Here is a 17342-nt window from a genome sequence, read left to right on the forward strand (position 1 = left end):
TCAGTAATCCTCAGGCTGTCGTCCGACGGGCGTGCGGGTTCGCAGACGACGAAAGTCGTCACGAATGACCTCGATCGCAAACAGCGCCATGGCTACGCCCGAAATCGGGATGGCGGCAAAGGCGTAGACCATCGGCATTTGCAGCGCGACAGAGCTTCTCCGCCAGCCCATCTCGGCGAAAATCTGCCCATGGACGACGAGGACGTAAATCACCGGAAGGCAAGCCAGCGACCCGAACAGGCGCAGGATGTTGTTCAGCGTGATGAACCGGTGCGGAAGAATTTCGACCACATAATGCACCCCACGACGAAACGCCACGGCCGCCCCGAAGAACACCGACCAGACAAAACAGAACAGCGCGACTTCATCCGTCCAGTTCACCGAGATCATCAGATAGTTGCGGGCCACAACCTGATACAGGATCGCGGATATGAAAATCGCGAACAGGCAGTTGGCAACAAAGATCATCACCCTTTCAAGAAGGGTATTTAGAGTACGCATCATCCCCTCATTGAAAAATGGCCACGGACAAGGTCCGTGGCCGGTTGCCGACTACAGCCCGCGGATAATCTCCAACAAGTCCCTCGCCCCAAGGCGGTCGGCATAGGTCTCGTGCAAGGGGATGATCTTTGCGATGAAGGCATCCTTGTCGACCTCGGAGACCGTCACGCCCTGTTCGGCCAGCCGGTTGATGAGCTCGGCGTCATATTTCTCGCCCATGTCGGTCCCATGGGCCGCCGCCGCGATGGCTGCACTTTCGATCACCGCCCGCTCTTCTTCCGAGAGCTTGCCCCATGTCAGCTCGCTGATGGAAATATGGCTCATCATGATCTGGTGCTCGGTCTTGTTGTGGAATTTCGCCACTTCATACAGACGCGCGCCGTAAAACCCGCTGATCGTGCTTTCAAACGCACCGACAACGCCGGTCTGCACCCCCGTATAGACCTCGGTCCAGGGCAGCGAGGTGGTCAGGGCCCCGAAGGTCTGCCAGGTCTCGCCGTCCAGGGCCGAGCCCGTCACGCGCATGCGCGTGCCTTGCAGGTCCTCCGGTTTGGTGACGGGTCCCGACGACGTCGACAGATTGCGCGTGCCGCCGCCGGTCAGCGCCAGCAAGTTCAGCCCCACTCCGGCATCGGCCACTTCCTGCTTGAAATGGGCGAAGATCTCGCCTTGCGGATCCGTCGCCGCGCGGAAACTGTCCATTCCGCCAAAAAGATAGTTGAGGCTGAAGAACTCGAATTTCTTGACGAAGGGCGAGATATTCTGGACGCCGCCGATCATCACATCGACCGTTCCGATGCGCATCTCATCGACCACGGTCTGGTCGTTCCCGAGCTGGCCACCGGGGAAAATCTCGACGGTCAGACCCGTTTTCGCCTCGACCTCGGTCTTGAACACCTCGGCAGCATCCACCCAGGGATGCGGCGCAGACACAACTGTGGCCAGACGCAGCGTCTGGGCTGCCGCAGGCATTGCGGAGGCCAGGCCCGTCACTGCTGCCACCGCCAATATCCTGAATGTGCGAGTCATTTAACCGTCTCCTCTTAAGCGCCGGGGGTCTCCTCCCCCGGATTGGTCCTAACCGTCAGGACTTCTCTACAGGCTCACCCAAAGTGTGCATGAGGCGATTGGCCCAGCCAAAAAGCGCCGTCGAAAGCGTCAGGTCCAGAATCTCCTGGCTGTCCAGTCCGACCGCGCGCAGGGCGTCCACATCCTCGGCTGTGATCTCGGGCGGACATAGCGACAGCTTGACCCCGAAGCTCAGAATGGCCTTGGCACGGGGGTCGATGTCTGCCTTCTCGCCATCCAGGAACACCTTTTGCATGACGCTGCTGTCTTTGGTGATCTGATTGTAGCGGCTGGCATGAACCGCCGCACAATAGATGCAGCGATTGACGAAGGACGCCGCCACCGCGCCCAGTTCCCGCTCGGCACGGGACAGACCGCCCGGATCATACATGATGCCGTTGAACAGCGGCGTGCGCAGGGTCAGCGCCTGGGGATCATGGGCCAGAACCAGGACATACTCGGAAATCTTGGTGTTCGACGGCGTTTCCTTCAGCGCCTCGCGCTGTTCGTCGCTCGCGTGATCCAGATCGACCGGCGTGACATGGGGACGCCAATGAGGAACACGGGTCGTGAATTTCGTGATTACCCGGCTCATGACTGCCCCTCCATGACGCGCAAGACCTTTGCCACCCGGATCTGATAGTTCACGAAAGCCACCAGGCCGGCCAGACGAACGATGTCATCCTCTGCAACACCTGCATCGCGCAGGATATCGATGTCTTGAGCCGTGGCTTCCTTGGGATGAAGGGTCATCTTGTCCACATATGCCACCAGTGCGGCCAGGCGCGGGGCTTCAGGCTGATGGCCCGGCCGCGCCAGGTCGGCCAGATCAGGCGAAACCTCGCCAAGCCGATCATAGTGATGCGCCAGCGCATCGTCCGAGCAGATGCGCGACATGCGCGCGGCCAGATGGGCGCGAAGCCCGTGCGCAAGTCCGCCGGGGGTCTTCGGCAGCAGCGCCGCATCATGCGACCCTTCAGTCAGGTCCATCAGCCGCGCCCGGGTGGCCAACGCGGCCCCAAGCTCTCCTCCAGCCTGCGCCACTCCCGCGGCGCGCTCCAGGACATGATCGCTCATACCTCCACCTCCACCTGACGGTTTTCGGGCCACGGGGACTGACGCCATTCGTCGCCCAGCAACTCGGGTTGGTCATAAGCCTCCAGCGCCGACCAGTGGTGATCGACATCCTCGGTATAAAGCGCTGCCGCGATCGCTTCCGCGAGCCATCTCGCCCCTTCGCTGATGCCGGGAATATCGCCGCTCACCTTGCCGAGGCTCAGCGTCGCGCCGTAGTTGAAGCAATGGACCTGCCGCAGCCATGACGACTTGACCGGATCCTTGGGGCGAAAGGCGAAGTCACGCCCGACATAGGGGAAATTCCCCAGTTCGGCATGTTCCAGACCTGGCGGAGGGGTATAGCAGTCCCTCCACAGCAGGATCTGGTCGCTGTGTTCGGCCAGTTCGGGCCGAGCATCGGGCTCGATCCGGAATCCCGTCCCGAGGATCAGGAAATCGGTTTCCAGCGTTCCCTTGGCGGTCTCGACCAGCAACTGCCCCTGTTCGACGCGGGCGCTCTTAACGCCGGCACCAAAATGGAAAAAGGCGTTCGGGTGGCGGCTGACGCGCAGTGTCGAGCCGCGCGGAGACGGCGTCTGGGTGACGAAGGAGTAGCGCATGAACTGCCAGCGCCAGTCGTCCGACATTTGGCAATAGCCCTGCGTGAAGCCATAGGAGCCAATGCCCATCATCTTGTTCACAACCGGCATTTGCGATCGCCGGATCAGATGGCGGACTTCAGCCGCCCCGTGCTCGAGCGCCTCGGCCGCGTTGTCGACAGCGGATGCCCCGATTCCGACAACAGCCACGCGCTTGCCCTTGAGCGCCGCGAAATCAATGTGGTCGGCCGAATGCGCCCAGAGACTGCGCGGCAGCCCCTCGACAAATGCGGGAATATTCGGCCCGCCGGTCCCATCGCGCCCGGTTGCCATCACCACCCTGCGGGTCAGGATCGACGGCTGCCCCGCGCCCCGAAGCGCAAGCCGCAGATAGCGGCCTTCGGGTGCGATCCGAGTGACCTCGATCCCGTTTTCAACGGGTATGTCGAGAACCTCCCGATACCACTTCAGGTAGTCCATCCACATGGGGCGAGGGATCTTGTCGAGATCTTCCCAGGCACTGAACCCAAACTGGGCCTGGAACCACGCCCGGAAGGTCAAGGACCCCATGCCAAAAGCCGGGCCAGGCAGCGTCTTGGGCGAGCGCAGGGTCTCCATGCGGGCATAGGTCAGCCAAGGGCCTTCGTGACCGGCAGGGTTGCGGTCAAGGATGCGGAGATTGCGGATGCCGCCCGACCTCAGAGCGAAGGCCGCGACAAGCCCGCACATGCCACCGCCGATGATCACGACATCATGGACCTGCTCGCCGTCCGGAGCGACCTGTTCGGGCACCCAGTTGGCTGCGGGCAGGTTCAGGCAGTTAAGCTCGAACTTGATGCGAGCCTCAAGCTGCTCAAGCCCCTGCGCGGATGGCGATGCGTCAGTCATAGGCGATCCTCATTCTCGGAACGTGCGGCCTCGGCTGCCTCATGGGGCAACCAGAACCAGCGAATATCCTCCTGCTCGGGCATCGATATCGCTGGATTGCACGGGTATGCGGCGCTGGCCTTCTGCGCGATGTCTTGCGCGATCGCAAGGCACTCGGCGAAGTCGGGCACCTCGGTGCCGGCCGGCGGCGTCGCGCCGTCAAGCGCCTCGAACAGCGAGGCGGGCCGCGCCGCCGGCGCCGCGCCGCTCGCCACCGACCACACGCCGGTGCTCGGATTGACCTTGTAGAGCGACATGAAGGCGGCGCCATGGGCGGCGACGAAGCGCACCGCCTCGATCAGATAGTCCGTCGTGCGCTCGTCGAAGAAATAGTTGAAGCCGAGCCGCACCCAGCCCGGCCGCAGCACGCTGCGGCCGCCATGCACCTCCTGCTGGTGGCGCAGGGCGTCCGCCTCGTCGATGCCGAGCAGGTCGTGACCATAGGGGCCGGCGCAGGAACAGCCGCCGCGCGCCTGGATGCCGAACAGGTCGTTCAGCAGGGCGACGACGAGGCCGTAATGCAGCTTCTTGGAGCCGCAGCGGATGTTGAGCGCGAAGACGCCGATGCGTTCGGCGTCGAGCGGACCCAGCAGCTCGATATTCGGCTCCTGCGCCCAGGCGCGCATGGCGCGCGCCACCATCTCCGTCTCGCGGCGCTCGATCTCGTGGGCGCCGACCCGCGCCTGCAGCTCCAGCACCAGGCCGGTCTTGATGTCGCCGACGATGTTGGGCGTGCCGGCCTCCTCGCGCCGCTCGACGCTGGTCACGTAGCAATGGCCCTCGGCCGTCACGTAGCTGACCGTGCCGCCGCCGGTGGTGGTCGGCTCGATGCCCTCGAAGATCGCCTTGTCGCAGACCAGCAGGCCCGAGGCGCCCGGCCCGCCGACGAATTTGTGCGGCGACAGGACCAGCGCGTCGATATGGTCGTTCGCGCCCGGCGCCGTCTCGCCGATGGCGATCGGCATGTAGGGGGCGCCGGCCGCGTAGTCGCAGAAGACCATGGCGTCATGGGCATGCAGCAGCTTCGCGATCGCCCGCACGTCGGTCTTGATGCCGGTGACGTTGGAGGCGGCGGAGAAGACGCCGAGGCACGGCACGCCGGCCGGCACGGCGGCGAGCTCGCGCGCCAGCGTGTCGAGGCAGATGCCGCCGGCCGCGTTCAGCGGAATGCGGCGGATGCGGGCGCCGGTCTCGCGCCAGGGCAGGTCGTTGGAATGGTGCTCGTAGGGACCGACGAAGACCACCGGCCGCTCGGCCTCGGTCATCTCGGCGAGGCTCGCCCGCCGCGGCAGCCGTCCCTGCAACTGCATCGCCCGCACCAGCTTGTTGACGGCCGAGGTCGCGCCCGAACCGGTGAAGATCACCGCATGGCGCTGGTCGGCGCCGAGCGCCTTGCGGACGGTCTCGCGGGCGGTCTCGCGCAGCACCGTGGTGCGCCGTCCGGTGTGCGAGGTCTCCGTATGGGTGTTGCCATAGTCGGGCAGCACCTGGTCGCGGATCAGATCCTCGATGAAGGACAGTCCGCGCCCGGAGGCGACATAGTCCGCATAGACAAGTGGGCGCGTGCCGAAGGGGGTTTCGATCGGCCGTCCCTCGCCGATGACGCTGGAGCGGATCCGCGCGATCAGCGCGTCAGCGTCCGCCGCCGGCAGCGTCGAGTGGCAGCCTTGTACTTCGCTTGATTTGTTCCATTGAGAAACAGGATGTGACATCATTGAGCTCGATGAGATTGATGAACTTCTTGTAGAAGGCGTCGTAGGACGAATTGCTCTTGGTGATAACCTTCAAGAGATAGTCATACTCGCCCGCCAACCGGTTCACTTCCACGATTTCCGGGAATAAACTCACGACGCTATTGAACTTCTCCAACCAGGCGGTGTTATGCTGGCTGGTCCGTATCATCACGAAAACCGTGAGTTCGAGGCCGATTTTGCTTTGATTCAAAAGCGTTACGCGACCGTCGATATACCCCTCTCGCTCGAGCTTCTGGAGGCGGCGCCAACATGGCGTTGTCGAGAGACCTACCCTCTCAGAAACCTGAGCTATAGATAGGCTAGCATCATCTTGAATTACAGAAAGTATTTTTCTGTCAAACTCATCAATTTGCATCTTTCGTTCTACCTCTGGAGTTTTTGTTAGGATATTCATCCTAAGAAATCCGTTCTCGAAGTCCACCAGAGAATGAGCTTTCTAAACTCCGAAGCCGTCGAAAAAAGCGGGTAGGCAGTGCCTGCACAAAAGGCAGGCAGACATTTCAACTCTTGCGCGTTTGGCGGGATTGTCTTTCGCGTTTAGCGCGTTTGCATGCCGATCATGTCGCCGCTCCCTCCGCGGACCTTGCCGGCACCCCCTCGGGCGTGCGGAACAAAAGGCCCGCCAGCAGCGGATTGGGAAAGCGGCGCTCCACCGTCACCGCCAGGAACACCTCGGTGATGCCCGGCAGCGGGCCGGCCTCGACCAGCACGCCGTTCGCCAGTTCGTCCCGCACGACGATCGGCGGAATGACGGCGAGCCCCGCGTCCTCGCGGGCCAGCAGGCGGATCATCGTCATGTCGTCGACCTCCGCGGCGATGCGCGGGACGATGCCGAGCCGCGCGGCCAGCACGTCGAAAGCGGCGCGGATCGCCGTCTCGCGCGTCGGCAGCACCAAAGGTTCGTGCGCCAGCAGGTCGACCAGCGGCCGGTCGCGCCCGGCCCGTGCCGGCGTGCCGATCAGGCTCGCCGCCTGCTCGGCGATGCGGTGGACGAGATAGCGGCGGGCCTCGTCGCGCGCCGGCGCGACATTGGTCAGCACCACGTCCAGCGCCAGCGCGTCCAGCCCGGCCAGCAGTTCCGTCTGGCTGCCCGAGCGCACCACCACGTCGACATCCGGCTTGCCGATGACCGGCATCAGAAACGCGATCTGCAGGTTGCGCGACAGGGTGCTGAGCGCGCCGACCCGCAGGGCGCGCGGCTTCTGCCCGCCGCCCTTCAGCGTCGCCGACAGGTCCTCGGCAGTGCGAAAGATCGCCTGCGCATGATCGAGCGCGATGCGCCCGGCCTCGGTCAGCACCAGCCCGCGCCCGCGCCGCTCGAAGAGATCGTGCCCCAGCGCCCCCTCCAGCGCCTTGACCTGCGCCGACAGCGCCGAGGCCGACAGGTTGAGCCGGCGCGCGGCCCCGGTCAGCGTGCCGTCCTCGGCCACCGCGCTGAACAGGCGCAGGTGATGGAGGTTGAGCGCCGGCATCGTCCTCTCCTGCGGATCGTTCTATCAAACAGAATGATATCCGCTTAAATATGTAATTTTCTTGAACATTGGCAAGCGCTATCTCCGGCCCCGTCCTTGCTGTTCGGAGATCCCCGATGTTCCCCACCGCGCTCGCGCCCCTGCCGCTGCTGATCCTTGCCGCCTTCGCTCTGGCCCGTCCCGGCCGTCGCCCCGGCGCGTTTCCGGCACTGGCGGAGGGCGCGGCGCTCCTCGCCCTTGCCCTTGCCCTTGCCGGCGGCGTCTGGCTGGCGCTCGTCGGCCCGGCGACGCTCGGCATCGGCGGCGACGCCTTCGCCCTGGCGCTCGGTCTCGACACCGTGTCGGCGGTGATGTCCGTGCTGGTCGCCTTTGTCGGCTGGGTGGTCTTGCGCTTCTCGCGCAGCTATCTCGACGGCGAGGCGCGGGAAGGCGCCTTCCACGGCCTGCTGCTCGCCGCCATCGCCGCCGTTCTGGTACTGGTGCAGGCCGCAACGCTTCCGGTGCTGATCCTAAGCTTCGCCCTTGTCGGCGTCCTGCTGCGGCACCTGCTGCTGTTCTATCCCGAGCGGCCGCAGGCCCGGCGGGCGGCGGCGAAGTTCACCCTCGCCTGGATGGCCGGAGACGTCGCGCTGCTGCTTGCCGCGCTCGGCTTCTGGATCGCGTTCGGCACGCTCTCGCTCGCCGGCATCAATGAGGCCGCCGCAAGCGGCGACATGCCGCTCGCCGCCGGGATCGCCGTGCTGCTGGTCGTCCTTGCCGCGCTGCTGAAGACGGCGGCCTTTCCCCTGCATGGCTGGCTGACGGAGGTGATGGAGGCCCCCACCCCGGTCTCGGCGCTGCTGCATGCGGGCATCATCAATGCCGGCGGCCTGCTGCTCATCCGCCTTGCCGAGCCGGTGCAGGCGAGCCCGGCGGCGATGACGCTGCTGGTGATGGTCGGCGGCTTCTCGGCCCTGTTCGGCGCGCTAGTCATGCTGACCCAGAGCGCGGTGAAGACGGCGCTCGCCTGGTCGACGGTGGCGCAGATGGGCTTCATGCTGCTGCAATGCGGGCTCGGCCTGTGGCCGCTGGCCTTGCTGCATATCGTTGCCCACTCGCTCTACAAGGCGCATGCCTTCCTCTCCTCGGGCACTGCCGTGCGCGCCGTAGCGGCGACGCGGCGGCCGGGACCCGTTGCCGCGCCCGGCATCGCCGCGGTGACGCGTGCCTTCCTGCTCGCCCTCGCCCTTTATGCAGCCGTTGCCGGCGCCTTCTCGCTGCTGCCGCTGGAGAAGTCGACCCAGGCGCTGGCGCTCGGCGCGATCCTGATCTTCGGCGTCGCCTATCTGGTGGCGCAGGGACTGGCCGATGCCGCCCCCGCCGCCCTCACCCGCAAGACGGCAAAGGCCTCGGTCGCGGCCGCCATCGGCTATTTCGGCTTCCATGTGCTGGCCGGGCTGGTGGCCGGCGGCGAGTTGCCCGCCCCGCCGCAGGCCGGCCCTTTGGAATGGGCGCTGATCGTCCTGGCGCTCGCCTCCTTCGGCGGCGTCGCCATCGCCCAGGCGCTGTTCCCGCATTGGGCGCACCACCCGGCGACGGCGGGCCTGCGGGTCCACTTCGCCAACGGCTTCTACGTCAATGCAACGGTCGACCGCCTGATCGGCGGCTTCCGGACGCCCTCCTCGAACTGATCCCCCCAATTAGCCCAGCGATCCGCAGGACAACCCCGATGCTCACGCCCCCGACCTCCCTTGCCATTCCGCAGGTCACCGCCCTGCTCGCGGCCGCCGACCGCGCCGCCCAGCGGGTGCCGCCGGCCTTCCCGCTGCAGGCGACCGTCGCCGTCAACCCGTTCCTCGGCCAGACCGGCGAGGACATCGCCACCGCCGCCGCGCGCCTTGCCCGGGTCGCCGGCAGCGACATCGTGCCCGCGCGCAGTCTGCATGCCGATGCGCTGGCCTCTGGCGAGATTTCCGATCAGAACCTCAAGGACGCGCTCGACGCCGCGCCCTTCGCCGGCAAGCCGGCAGACATCGAGAGCTTGCGGGCGCAGCTTGCACAACCCGCCGCCGATCCCTCCCCGTTGCCGACGCTGGCGGATCTTGCCGCCCGCGCGACCGGCACCGACTGGCCGGAGATCGTCGCTCGCACCACCGGGCTGTGGGCAGCCGGCCATTTCGACCGGGGCCAGGCGCTGTGGACGCCGGCGCCCGGTCGGCCCGCCTTCGCCGCCTGGCGGGAATGGGCGCAGCACGATCTGACGCCGGAGCTTGCCGGCCTTGCCGGCTTCTGCCGGCATGTCGCCGCCTGCCCGGACACGCCGGAGCGGGCGATCCTGCGCGCGGCAACGACGCTCAGTGTGACGGGTGCCGCGGCCGAAACCCTGTTCCACCGGCTGCTGGTCGATCTCGGCGGCTGGGCCCAGCATGCCCGCTACCTGCTCTGGCAGGCGGAGCTTGCGGGCGCCAGCGACGCCACGCTCACGGACCTTCTCGCCATCCGGCTCGTCTTCGAGGAGGCGCTGTTCCTCACCTTCGGCGAGGCCGTGGCGCAAGACTGGCAGGGCGTGCTCGCCGCGCATGCCGAGGCGCCCGAACCCACCGCCGACCAGATCGCCGACGCCATCCTGCAGGAGGCGGCCGAACGGTCGTTCCAGCGGCGGCTCGCCGCCCGGCTGCAGGCCCCTGCGATAGCGACGACCGGAGATCGCCCGGCCCTGCAGGCGGCGTTCTGCATCGACGTGCGCTCGGAAGTGTTCCGGCGGGCCTTGGAAAGCCTCGATGCCGGCGTCAACACGCTCGGCTTTGCCGGCTTCTTCGGCCTGCCGGTCGCCCACCATCCGCATGGCTCGGTGGAGAGCGAGGCGCATCTTCCCGTGCTGCTGACGCCGGGCATGACCTCCACCGCCCAGTTGGAGCCGCAGGCGGAAACGGAAGGGCGGATCGCGGCGCGGGCGCGGCGGGCCTGGAACCGGTTCCGGCAGGCCGCCGTCTCCTCCTTCGCCTTCGTGGAAGCCGCCGGCCCGCTCTATGCGGCAAAGCTGGTGCGCGATGCGCTGTCGCTGGCGCCCACCCATCGCCATGACCATCATCACCACGCCCACCATCACGGTTGCGCGCCGCGGCTCGACCCGGCGCTGACCGCCCGGCAAAAGGCCGAGACGGCGGCAACCGTGCTCAGGGCGATGTCGATGACGCAGGGCCATGCCCGGCTGGTGCTGCTGCTCGGCCACGGCGCCAGCACCGCCAACAACCCGCAGGAGAGCGCCTATCATTGCGGTGCCTGCGGCGGCCATACCGGCGAGGTCTCGGCGCGGCTGCTGGCGCAGCTTCTCAACGATCCCGAAACCCGCACCGGGCTTGCCGAAAGGGGCCTTGCAATCGCCGACGACACGCTGTTCGTCGCCGGCCTGCACGACACCACCACCGACGCGGTGACGCTCTTCGCGCAGGACGCTCCGTCCGGCGACCACACCCACGATCTTGCCTTCGCGCAGGAAAAACTCGCCGAGGCGGGGCGGCTCGCGCGGATCGAGCGGGCCGCCCGGCTGCCGGGCGCCAGCCACGACCGGCTGGCCTTGCGGGCGCGCAACTGGGCCGAGACCCGCCCCGAATGGGGGCTTGCCGGCTGCTCCGCCTTCATCGCCGCGCCGCGCGGCGTCACCGCCGGCGTCGACCTTGGCGGGCGCGCCTTTCTGCATTCCTATGACTGGCGGGCGGACGAGGGCATGCAGGTGCTGGAGCTGATCCTCACCGCGCCGGTGGTCGTGGCGAGCTGGATCTCGCTGCAATATTACGGCTCGACCGTGGCGCCCGACCTGTTCGGCAGCGGCAACAAGCTGCTGCACAATGTCGTCGGCGGCATCGGCGTCGTCGAGGGCAATGGCGGGCGGCTGCGCGCCGGCCTGCCGTGGCAGGCGGTCAGCGACGGTGCCCGGCTGATGCACGAGCCGCTGCGGCTGTCGGTGCTGGTCGAGGCCCCGCGCGCGGCGGTGCACGACGTCCTTGCCCGGCACGAGGATTTGCGCGCCCTCTTCGACAGGGGCTGGATGCACCTGCTTCTGCTGGAGAACGGCAAGGTCGCGGCGCGCTACCGGCCCGGCCTTGCCTGGCAGGAGGTGACGGGCGAGCGGCGCGACGCGGCGTGAGGCCCGTCACTCGTCACTCATCCTGATAATCGCGCACGTAGCGCTCGAACCCGTCGACCAGCGCCAGCGCCTCGGGGCCGAGCTTGTCGCCATGCGGCTTGATGATCGAATATTCGAAGCGGTCGGCGATCTCGACCGGACGCATCACGCCGCCCATGCGCATGTGGTCGCGCGCGGTGAAGGCATCGACGATGCCGACGCCGAGCCCGCGCATCACCAGCGCCGAGACGATGTGCGACAGGTAGGATTTCAGCTTCTGCACCGGCGGCCGGCGCATCTTGGCGAACAGCCGGTCGAAGGCGCGGCCCGACATGGTGGAATCGACGAAGCCGACGAAGTCGACGCCGGCAAGGTCCTCCTCGCGGATGACGTCCCGCGCGCCGAGCGGGTGGCCGGGCGGGGCAATGAAGCGGAACGGCACCGAGCCGGTGCCGACCACATCCACCTCGTGCTTGTGGCGCGTGGGGATGCCGAAGCCGACCTGGCACTGGCGCAGCGCCACCTGCCGCACCACCGGCAGCGTCGTCATCGCCAGGAATTCGCCGCGAAACTCGGGCCGCTCCTGCGACAGCAGCGCGATCACGCCGGGCAGCGCCGACTGGGCGATCGCCGGGGCGGCGGCGATGGTCAGCGTCGCCCGGTAGCCCTGGCGGATCTGCGTCGCCGCCCGCTCGATCTGCCCCAGGCCGACGAAGCTGCGCTCGACTTCCGTCCACAGCTCGTGCGCCTCGCGGGTGGCGACGACGCGCCCGCCCCTGCGGCTGAACAGCGGCAGTTGCAGCCGCTCCTCCAGGTCGCGGATCAGCCGGCTGACCGCCGGCTGCGAGATCGCCATCTCGTCGGCGGCGGCGGAGACGGTGCCCGCCCGCATCACGCAGCGGAAGGCTTCCAGGGAGCGTTGCGACAGGGGGGAGCTCATAACATTTCCGCATAAGCGTGGAAGAAAACGGTATTTGCCTTATACCCGGCGCCTTCGCACTGTGACAACAGGCCACAGTCTGGAGGGGCAAGGTGAGCACGGCAGACGATCGCCGGCAGGTGCCGGCAAGCACGCAGGTCGTTGTCATCGGCGGAGGCATCGTCGGTGTCTGCACAGCCCTCTTCCTCGCCGAAAAGGGCATTCCCGTCGTCCTGTGCGAGAAGGGCCGCATCGCCGGCGAACAGTCCTCGCGCAACTGGGGCTGGATCCGCAAGGCCGGCCGCGACAGCCGCGAATTGCAGTTGATGATCGAGAGCGCCGCCATGTGGCGCGACCTTGCCCCGCGCCTTGGCGAGGACATCGGCTACGGCATTCGCGGCACCACCTATCTCGCCGCCGACGAGGCGGAACTGGCAAAGCACGAGGAGTGGCTGCGCGACAATGCCGGCTTCGACCACGGCGCGCGCCTGCTGAGCCCGCAGGAGACCGACGACCTTCTTAAGCGCAACGACCGGCAATTCGCCGGCGCCCTGCACACGCCGTCCGACGCCACCGCCGAACCCACCCTCGCCGTGCCGGCGATGGCGCGCTACGCCGCCCGCCTCGGCGCGACGATCCTTGAGGGCTGCGCGGTGCGCTCGGTCGAGCGCGCCGGCGGCAAGGTCCGCTCCGTCGTCACCGAGCATGGCGAGATCGCCTGCCAGAGCGTGGTGCTCGCCGGCGGCGTGTGGTCGCGCACCTTCCTGGAAAATCTCGGCCTGTCGCTGCCGCAGCTCGCGGTGAAATCCTCGGTCCTGCGCACCACGGCCGGCCCGGAGGTGATTGCCGGCACCATCGGCGCCACCAGGGCTTCGCTGCGCCGGCGCGCCGACGGCGGCTACACCATCGCCCGTTCGGGCGCGGCGGAGTTCCAGCTCGTGCCGGCCGCCTTCCGCCATTTCGTCGACTTCCTGCCGATCCTCGCCGACCGCTGGCGCATCATGAAGGTCCGCCTCAGTGGCGATTTCTTCGGCCCGCTCGGCCGCCATCGCTGGCAGGCCGACGAGGTCACCCCGTTCGAAGAGGTGCGGGTGATGGACCCGGCCCCGGACGCCCGCCTGCTGCGCGACGTGCTGGCCTCGGCCAAGACCCTGCATCCGCGCCTCGACGGGGTCGAGATCGCCGAGACCTGGGGCGGGTTGATCGACGTCATGCCGGACGAGATCCCGGTGGTCGACGAGCCCGCCGGCTGGTCCGGCCTCGTCATCGCCACCGGCCTGTCCGGCCACGGCTTCGGCATCGGTCCCGGCGTTGCCCGCCTGGTGGTCCAGCGGATCGAGGGCGAGGCGCCGCTGGTCGACACCAAGCCCTTCGCCTTCACCCGCTTCGGCAGAAAACCGAAGGCGGCCGCATGACCTCTCCCGCCCTCGCCACGCCCGACGTGCTCGTCATCGGCGCCGGTATCACCGGCACCGCGGCAGCGCTCGAGGTCGCCGGGGCGGGCGCAAGTGTGAAGGTGATCGACACCTACGGCCCCTCCGCCATGGCCTCGGGCTGGACGCTGGCCGGCGTGCGCCAGTCGGGCCGCCATCCGGCGGAGCTGCCGCTGGCGCTGGCCGCCGTCGAGCTCTGGCAGGGTCTTCACGAACATCTCGGCGCGCCGACCGGCTATCGCCGCTCCGGCAACCTGCGCCTGGCCCGCACGGACGCGGAAGTCGCCACAATCCGTGCGCTGGTCGAGGACCAGACGCGGGCCGGCCTGCAACTCGCCTTCCTGCCGGACCTTTCCAGCGTGCGCGAGATCGCCCCTTCCCTCTCCGACCGGGTGCTCGCCGCCTCCTTCTGCCCCTCCGACGGTCATGCCGACCCGCTCGCCACCGTCGCCGCCTATGCGAAGCGCGCCGAGGCGCTCGGCGCCCGCCTTGCCTTCGGCGAGCGCGTCCTGCGGCTGGAGACGGACGGCACGCGCGTCCTGCGCGTCGTCACCGACCGGCGGACGTTGAGCCCCGGCACGGTGCTGATCGCCGCCGGTTTCCTCGTCAACGAGTTGCTCGCCCCGCTCGGCCACGGCATCCCGCTGCGCCGGCCGATGGTCACGGTGCTGCGCAGCACCCCCTGCCGGCCGATGCTCACCCCCGTGCTCGGCGTCGCCAATGCCAACATGGCGGCGCGCCAGGAGAACGACGGGCGCATGCGCGTCACCAGCGGCATGGAGGACTGGGCCGGCGAGATCGTCGAGGCGGGCGGGCGCCCCGCCATCCGCCCGCGCATGCGCGCCATCCAGGAGACCATCGCCAAGGTCGCCGAGGTGCTGCCGGCCTTTGCCGAGGTGGAGCTGGCCGAGTGCTGGGCCGGCGCGCTCGACTTGACGCCGGACGCGCTGCCCGTGATTGACCGGCTGCCCGGCCTCGACAATGCGGTCGTCGCCGCCGGCTTCTCCGGCCATGGCTTCGGCATCGGCCCGGTCACCGGCACCATCGCCGGCCGCCTCGCGCTCGGCCGCGATCCCGGCCACGATGTGTCCGCCTTCCGCTATGGCCGCTTCGCCGCCCAGTCCGGCCCGGACGCGCCGCTCACCCTGCACGGATAGAGGAGACGCCGATGCTCGATCCCGAAGGCCGCGTGGTGATGGTGTCCGGCGCCAGCCGGGGGATCGGGCTGGCGATCACGCGCAAGCTGCTCGAGAAGGGCTACAGCGTCAGCGCCGGCGCGCGGAACCCGGATGCGCTCGCCGAGCTCCTGGGCGATGCGCCGGGCGACCGGCTGCTCTGCGCCCGCTATGATGCCGCCGACCGCGCCTCGCACGGGGCCTGGCTTGACGCAACGCTCGCCCGCTTCGGCCGGCTCGACGGGCTCGTCAACAATGCCGGCACCTCCAACAGTTTCTCCATCGAAAGCGGCGAGGAGGAGGATCTCGACGCGCTGTGGACCATCAACGTCAAGGGACCGCTGTTCCTGACGCGGGCCTGCCTGCCGCATCTGAAGGCCGCCGGCAGCGGCCGGGTGATCAATGTCGCCTCGCTGTCGGGCAAGCGCGTGCGCAACGAGAACGTTGCCTATAACATGACCAAACACGCCTTGATGGCGCTGACCCATGGCACCCGCCGCATCGGCTGGGACCACGGCGTGCGCGCCACCGCCGTCTGCCCGAGTTTCGTCGCAACGGATCTGACCGACGGGATCACCAAGATCGCGCGGGAGGAGATGATCCATCCCGACGATTTCGCCGAGATTGCCGCCCTGGCGCTGGCCCTGCCGAACACGGCAGCCATGGCGGAAATGCTGGTAAACTGCCGGCTCGAAGACACGCTGTGAGGAGCAGCGTCACAACAACAGGGCCCCATAGACAAAACAAGACCAACAACGACCAGAGGACAGGACCATGAAAACCGGACTGGGAATTGCACTCGCAGCCTTGCTTGCGACAGGACAGGCCTATGCCGCCGGAACGACGCTGAATGTCGGCATGGCGAGCGCCGATGCGGGCAAGCTCGACCCGCATGTGGCGACCTCGACCCCCGACAAGGGCCTCCTTCACTGGATGTTCAACGGCCTGGTGCGGATCAAGCCGGGCGAGGCCAATCCGGAGTTCATCGAGCCGGACATCGCCACGAGCTGGACCACCTCCGAGGACGGCCTGACCTGGGTCTTCTCCCTGCGCGACGACGTGAAATGCCACGGCGACTACGGCACGATCGATGCGGAGGCCGTCGTCTACTCGCTGAACCGCTCGGCCAATGCCGACATTTCCGCCTTCGCCAAGGACTATGCGGCGTTCGAGAGCGTCGAGGCCACCGGCCCGCTGGAAGTCACCATCAAGCTCAAGAACAAGATCCCCAGCCTGCTCGGCCTCTTGGTGCCGTATCATGGCGGCAACATCGTCTGTAAGGACGCGGTCGAGGCGCTTGGCGACGAGTTCCAGCGCACCCCGATCGGCACCGGCCCCTTCATGTTCGCCGAATACCAGCCGCAGCAATATGTGAAGCTGGTCGCCAACCCGGACTATTTCCGCGGCGAGCCGAAGATCAAGGAGATCTTCTACCGCTACATCCCCTCCGACTCCTCGCGTGACCTGGCTTTCCAGGCCGGCGAGGTCGACATGATCTACGGCAAGCAGGAGCAGACCTGGGTCGAGCGCATCAAGCAGGTGCCGGGCACGGTCGTCTCGGTGATGACGCCGGGCGAAATGTCGGTCATCCACCTCAACATGAAGATGCCGCCGCTCGACGATCTGCGCGTGCGCCAGGCCGTCGCCCATGCGATCAGCCGCGATGCAATGGTCCAGTTCAAGGGCCCTGACGTCACCCTTGCGGCGATCTCGCCGGTTCCGGAAGGCAATCTCGGCTTCACCGCCGACGTGCCGACCTACGAGTATTCGGTGGAGAAGGCCAAGGCCCTGCTCGCCGAGGCCGGCCATCCGGACGGGGTGACGATCAAGGCGATCCACACCACCCTGCCGGGCATGCTGACCACGATGGAGGCGATCCAGGCCCTGCTGCGCGAGGCGAGCATCAACCTGGAGATCGAGACCGTCGAGCACGCGACGTTCCACGAGCAGATCCGCAAGGACATGAGCCAGGTGACCCATTACGCCGCCGCGCGCTTCCCGGTGGCCGACGTCTACCTCTCGCAGTTCTACCACTCGGCCGCCATCGTCGGCACGCCGACCGCGATCACCAACTTCTCCCATTGCGCGGTCGCCGATGCGGAGATCGAGGCGGCGCGGGTCGAGGGCGACCTGCAGAAGCAGCTCGAATACTGGGCCGAGGCCCAGCGCAAGATCATGGCCGAGGTCTGCGTCGTGCCGATCGTGCAGAGCATGCAGCTCTGGGCGTGGAAGGACACGCTCGACCTCGGCGTCGAGGTGAACGGCTCGCTGAACCTCAGCCCGCCCGTCACCGAAGCCGCGTCCTTCTCCAAGTGAGAAACGGCGCGTAAGCT

Annotated in this window: 15 protein-coding genes; 6 read left to right on the top strand and 9 right to left on the bottom strand. The window is 67.5% G+C overall.

Annotated elements, in window-relative coordinates:
- From TSB10GB4_RS15880 to TSB10GB4_RS15915, 8 genes are all read right to left on the bottom strand, one after another.
- A complete protein-coding gene (locus tag TSB10GB4_RS15880) occupies positions 1–468 on the bottom strand; it encodes a TRAP transporter small permease (RefSeq protein WP_208984833.1) in 468 nt (155 codons plus the stop codon).
- A gap of 84 nt (positions 469–552) precedes the next feature.
- On the bottom strand, positions 553–1530 hold the full coding sequence (locus TSB10GB4_RS15885; protein WP_186396518.1) for a TRAP transporter substrate-binding protein: 978 nt from the start codon (positions 1528–1530) through the stop codon (positions 553–555).
- Positions 1531–1585: 55 nt separating this feature from the next.
- Positions 1586–2164, bottom strand: coding sequence for a peroxidase-related enzyme (locus TSB10GB4_RS15890; protein WP_186396519.1), 579 nt, complete (start codon positions 2162–2164; stop codon positions 1586–1588).
- Positions 2161–2646 (bottom strand): CMD domain-containing protein, encoded by a 486-nt coding sequence (locus tag TSB10GB4_RS15895; RefSeq protein ID WP_186396520.1) that lies wholly within the window; start codon positions 2644–2646, stop codon positions 2161–2163. The genes TSB10GB4_RS15890 and TSB10GB4_RS15895 overlap by 4 nt, the downstream gene beginning before the upstream one ends.
- Entirely contained in the window at positions 2643–4112 is a 1470-nt protein-coding gene (locus TSB10GB4_RS15900) for an NAD(P)-binding domain-containing protein (RefSeq protein ID WP_186396521.1), read from the bottom strand. The genes TSB10GB4_RS15895 and TSB10GB4_RS15900 overlap by 4 nt, the downstream gene beginning before the upstream one ends.
- Positions 4109–5863, bottom strand: coding sequence for an aminotransferase class V-fold PLP-dependent enzyme (locus TSB10GB4_RS15905; protein ID WP_186396522.1), 1755 nt, complete (start codon positions 5861–5863; stop codon positions 4109–4111). Before TSB10GB4_RS15905 ends, TSB10GB4_RS15900 begins: the two co-directional genes overlap by 4 nt.
- Positions 5784–6299: an Lrp/AsnC family transcriptional regulator gene (locus tag TSB10GB4_RS15910; RefSeq protein ID WP_244292960.1), complete on the bottom strand. Its 516-nt coding sequence runs from the start codon at positions 6297–6299 to the stop codon at positions 5784–5786. The genes TSB10GB4_RS15905 and TSB10GB4_RS15910 overlap by 80 nt, the downstream gene beginning before the upstream one ends.
- Positions 6300–6462: 163 nt before the next feature.
- Positions 6463–7377 carry a LysR family transcriptional regulator gene (locus TSB10GB4_RS15915; protein WP_186396523.1) on the bottom strand — a complete coding sequence of 305 codons (915 nt, stop codon included), beginning with the start codon at positions 7375–7377 and terminating at the stop codon, positions 6463–6465.
- 116 nt (positions 7378–7493) lie between these two features.
- Between TSB10GB4_RS15915 and TSB10GB4_RS15920 the strand changes: the two genes are divergently transcribed.
- Positions 7494–9047 (top strand): proton-conducting transporter membrane subunit, encoded by a 1554-nt coding sequence (locus TSB10GB4_RS15920; protein WP_186396524.1) that lies wholly within the window; start codon positions 7494–7496, stop codon positions 9045–9047.
- Between the two features lie 38 nt (positions 9048–9085).
- Positions 9086–11503 (top strand): YbcC family protein, encoded by a 2418-nt coding sequence (locus tag TSB10GB4_RS15925; protein WP_186396525.1) that lies wholly within the window; start codon positions 9086–9088, stop codon positions 11501–11503.
- Between the two features lie 13 nt (positions 11504–11516).
- Here TSB10GB4_RS15925 and TSB10GB4_RS15930 read toward each other — a convergent pair whose 3' ends face one another.
- Positions 11517–12422, bottom strand: coding sequence for a LysR family transcriptional regulator (locus TSB10GB4_RS15930; protein WP_186396526.1), 906 nt, complete (start codon positions 12420–12422; stop codon positions 11517–11519).
- Between the two features lie 92 nt (positions 12423–12514).
- Between TSB10GB4_RS15930 and TSB10GB4_RS15935 the strand changes: the two genes are divergently transcribed.
- The 4 genes from TSB10GB4_RS15935 to TSB10GB4_RS15950 all read left to right on the top strand — a co-directional run bounded on the left by TSB10GB4_RS15935 (position 12515) and on the right by TSB10GB4_RS15950 (position 17325).
- Entirely contained in the window at positions 12515–13816 is a 1302-nt protein-coding gene (locus tag TSB10GB4_RS15935) for an FAD-binding oxidoreductase (RefSeq protein WP_186396527.1), read from the top strand.
- The gene (locus TSB10GB4_RS15940) at positions 13813–14991 is read left to right on the top strand and encodes an FAD-binding oxidoreductase (protein ID WP_186396528.1); all 1179 of its coding nucleotides are present in this window, start codon (positions 13813–13815) and stop codon (positions 14989–14991) included. The genes TSB10GB4_RS15935 and TSB10GB4_RS15940 overlap by 4 nt, the downstream gene beginning before the upstream one ends.
- Positions 14992–15002: 11 nt before the next feature.
- The gene (locus TSB10GB4_RS15945) at positions 15003–15716 is read left to right on the top strand and encodes an SDR family NAD(P)-dependent oxidoreductase (protein ID WP_186396529.1); all 714 of its coding nucleotides are present in this window, start codon (positions 15003–15005) and stop codon (positions 15714–15716) included.
- Positions 15717–15783: 67 nt separating this feature from the next.
- Positions 15784–17325: an ABC transporter substrate-binding protein gene (locus TSB10GB4_RS15950; protein ID WP_186396530.1), complete on the top strand. Its 1542-nt coding sequence runs from the start codon at positions 15784–15786 to the stop codon at positions 17323–17325.
- The last annotated feature ends 17 nt before the right edge of the window (positions 17326–17342 follow it).

The sequence above is a fragment of the Stappia sp. TSB10GB4 genome (assembly GCF_900185745.1).
In the GTDB taxonomy this organism is placed as follows: Bacteria; Pseudomonadota; Alphaproteobacteria; order Rhizobiales; family Stappiaceae; genus Stappia.

Bases quoted from the DNA above. Each gene is read 5' to 3' on its own strand.
- TSB10GB4_RS15880 (WP_208984833.1), bottom strand. From the start codon at position 468: ATGATCTTTGTTGCCAACTGCCTGTTCGCGATTTTCATATCCGCGATC.
- TSB10GB4_RS15885 (WP_186396518.1), bottom strand. From the start codon at position 1,530: ATGACTCGCACATTCAGGATATTGGCGGTGGCAGCAGTGACGGGCCTG.
- TSB10GB4_RS15890 (WP_186396519.1), bottom strand. From the start codon at position 2,164: ATGAGCCGGGTAATCACGAAATTCACGACCCGTGTTCCTCATTGGCGT.
- TSB10GB4_RS15895 (WP_186396520.1), bottom strand. From the start codon at position 2,646: ATGAGCGATCATGTCCTGGAGCGCGCCGCGGGAGTGGCGCAGGCTGGA.
- TSB10GB4_RS15900 (WP_186396521.1), bottom strand. From the start codon at position 4,112: ATGACTGACGCATCGCCATCCGCGCAGGGGCTTGAGCAGCTTGAGGCT.
- TSB10GB4_RS15905 (WP_186396522.1), bottom strand. From the start codon at position 5,863: ATGTCACATCCTGTTTCTCAATGGAACAAATCAAGCGAAGTACAAGGC.
- TSB10GB4_RS15910 (WP_244292960.1), bottom strand. From the start codon at position 6,299: ATGAATATCCTAACAAAAACTCCAGAGGTAGAACGAAAGATGCAAATT.
- TSB10GB4_RS15915 (WP_186396523.1), bottom strand. From the start codon at position 7,377: ATGCCGGCGCTCAACCTCCATCACCTGCGCCTGTTCAGCGCGGTGGCC.
- TSB10GB4_RS15920 (WP_186396524.1), top strand. From the start codon at position 7,494: ATGTTCCCCACCGCGCTCGCGCCCCTGCCGCTGCTGATCCTTGCCGCC.
- TSB10GB4_RS15925 (WP_186396525.1), top strand. From the start codon at position 9,086: ATGCTCACGCCCCCGACCTCCCTTGCCATTCCGCAGGTCACCGCCCTG.
- TSB10GB4_RS15930 (WP_186396526.1), bottom strand. From the start codon at position 12,422: ATGAGCTCCCCCCTGTCGCAACGCTCCCTGGAAGCCTTCCGCTGCGTG.
- TSB10GB4_RS15940 (WP_186396528.1), top strand. From the start codon at position 13,813: ATGACCTCTCCCGCCCTCGCCACGCCCGACGTGCTCGTCATCGGCGCC.
- TSB10GB4_RS15945 (WP_186396529.1), top strand. From the start codon at position 15,003: ATGCTCGATCCCGAAGGCCGCGTGGTGATGGTGTCCGGCGCCAGCCGG.
- TSB10GB4_RS15950 (WP_186396530.1), top strand. From the start codon at position 15,784: ATGAAAACCGGACTGGGAATTGCACTCGCAGCCTTGCTTGCGACAGGA.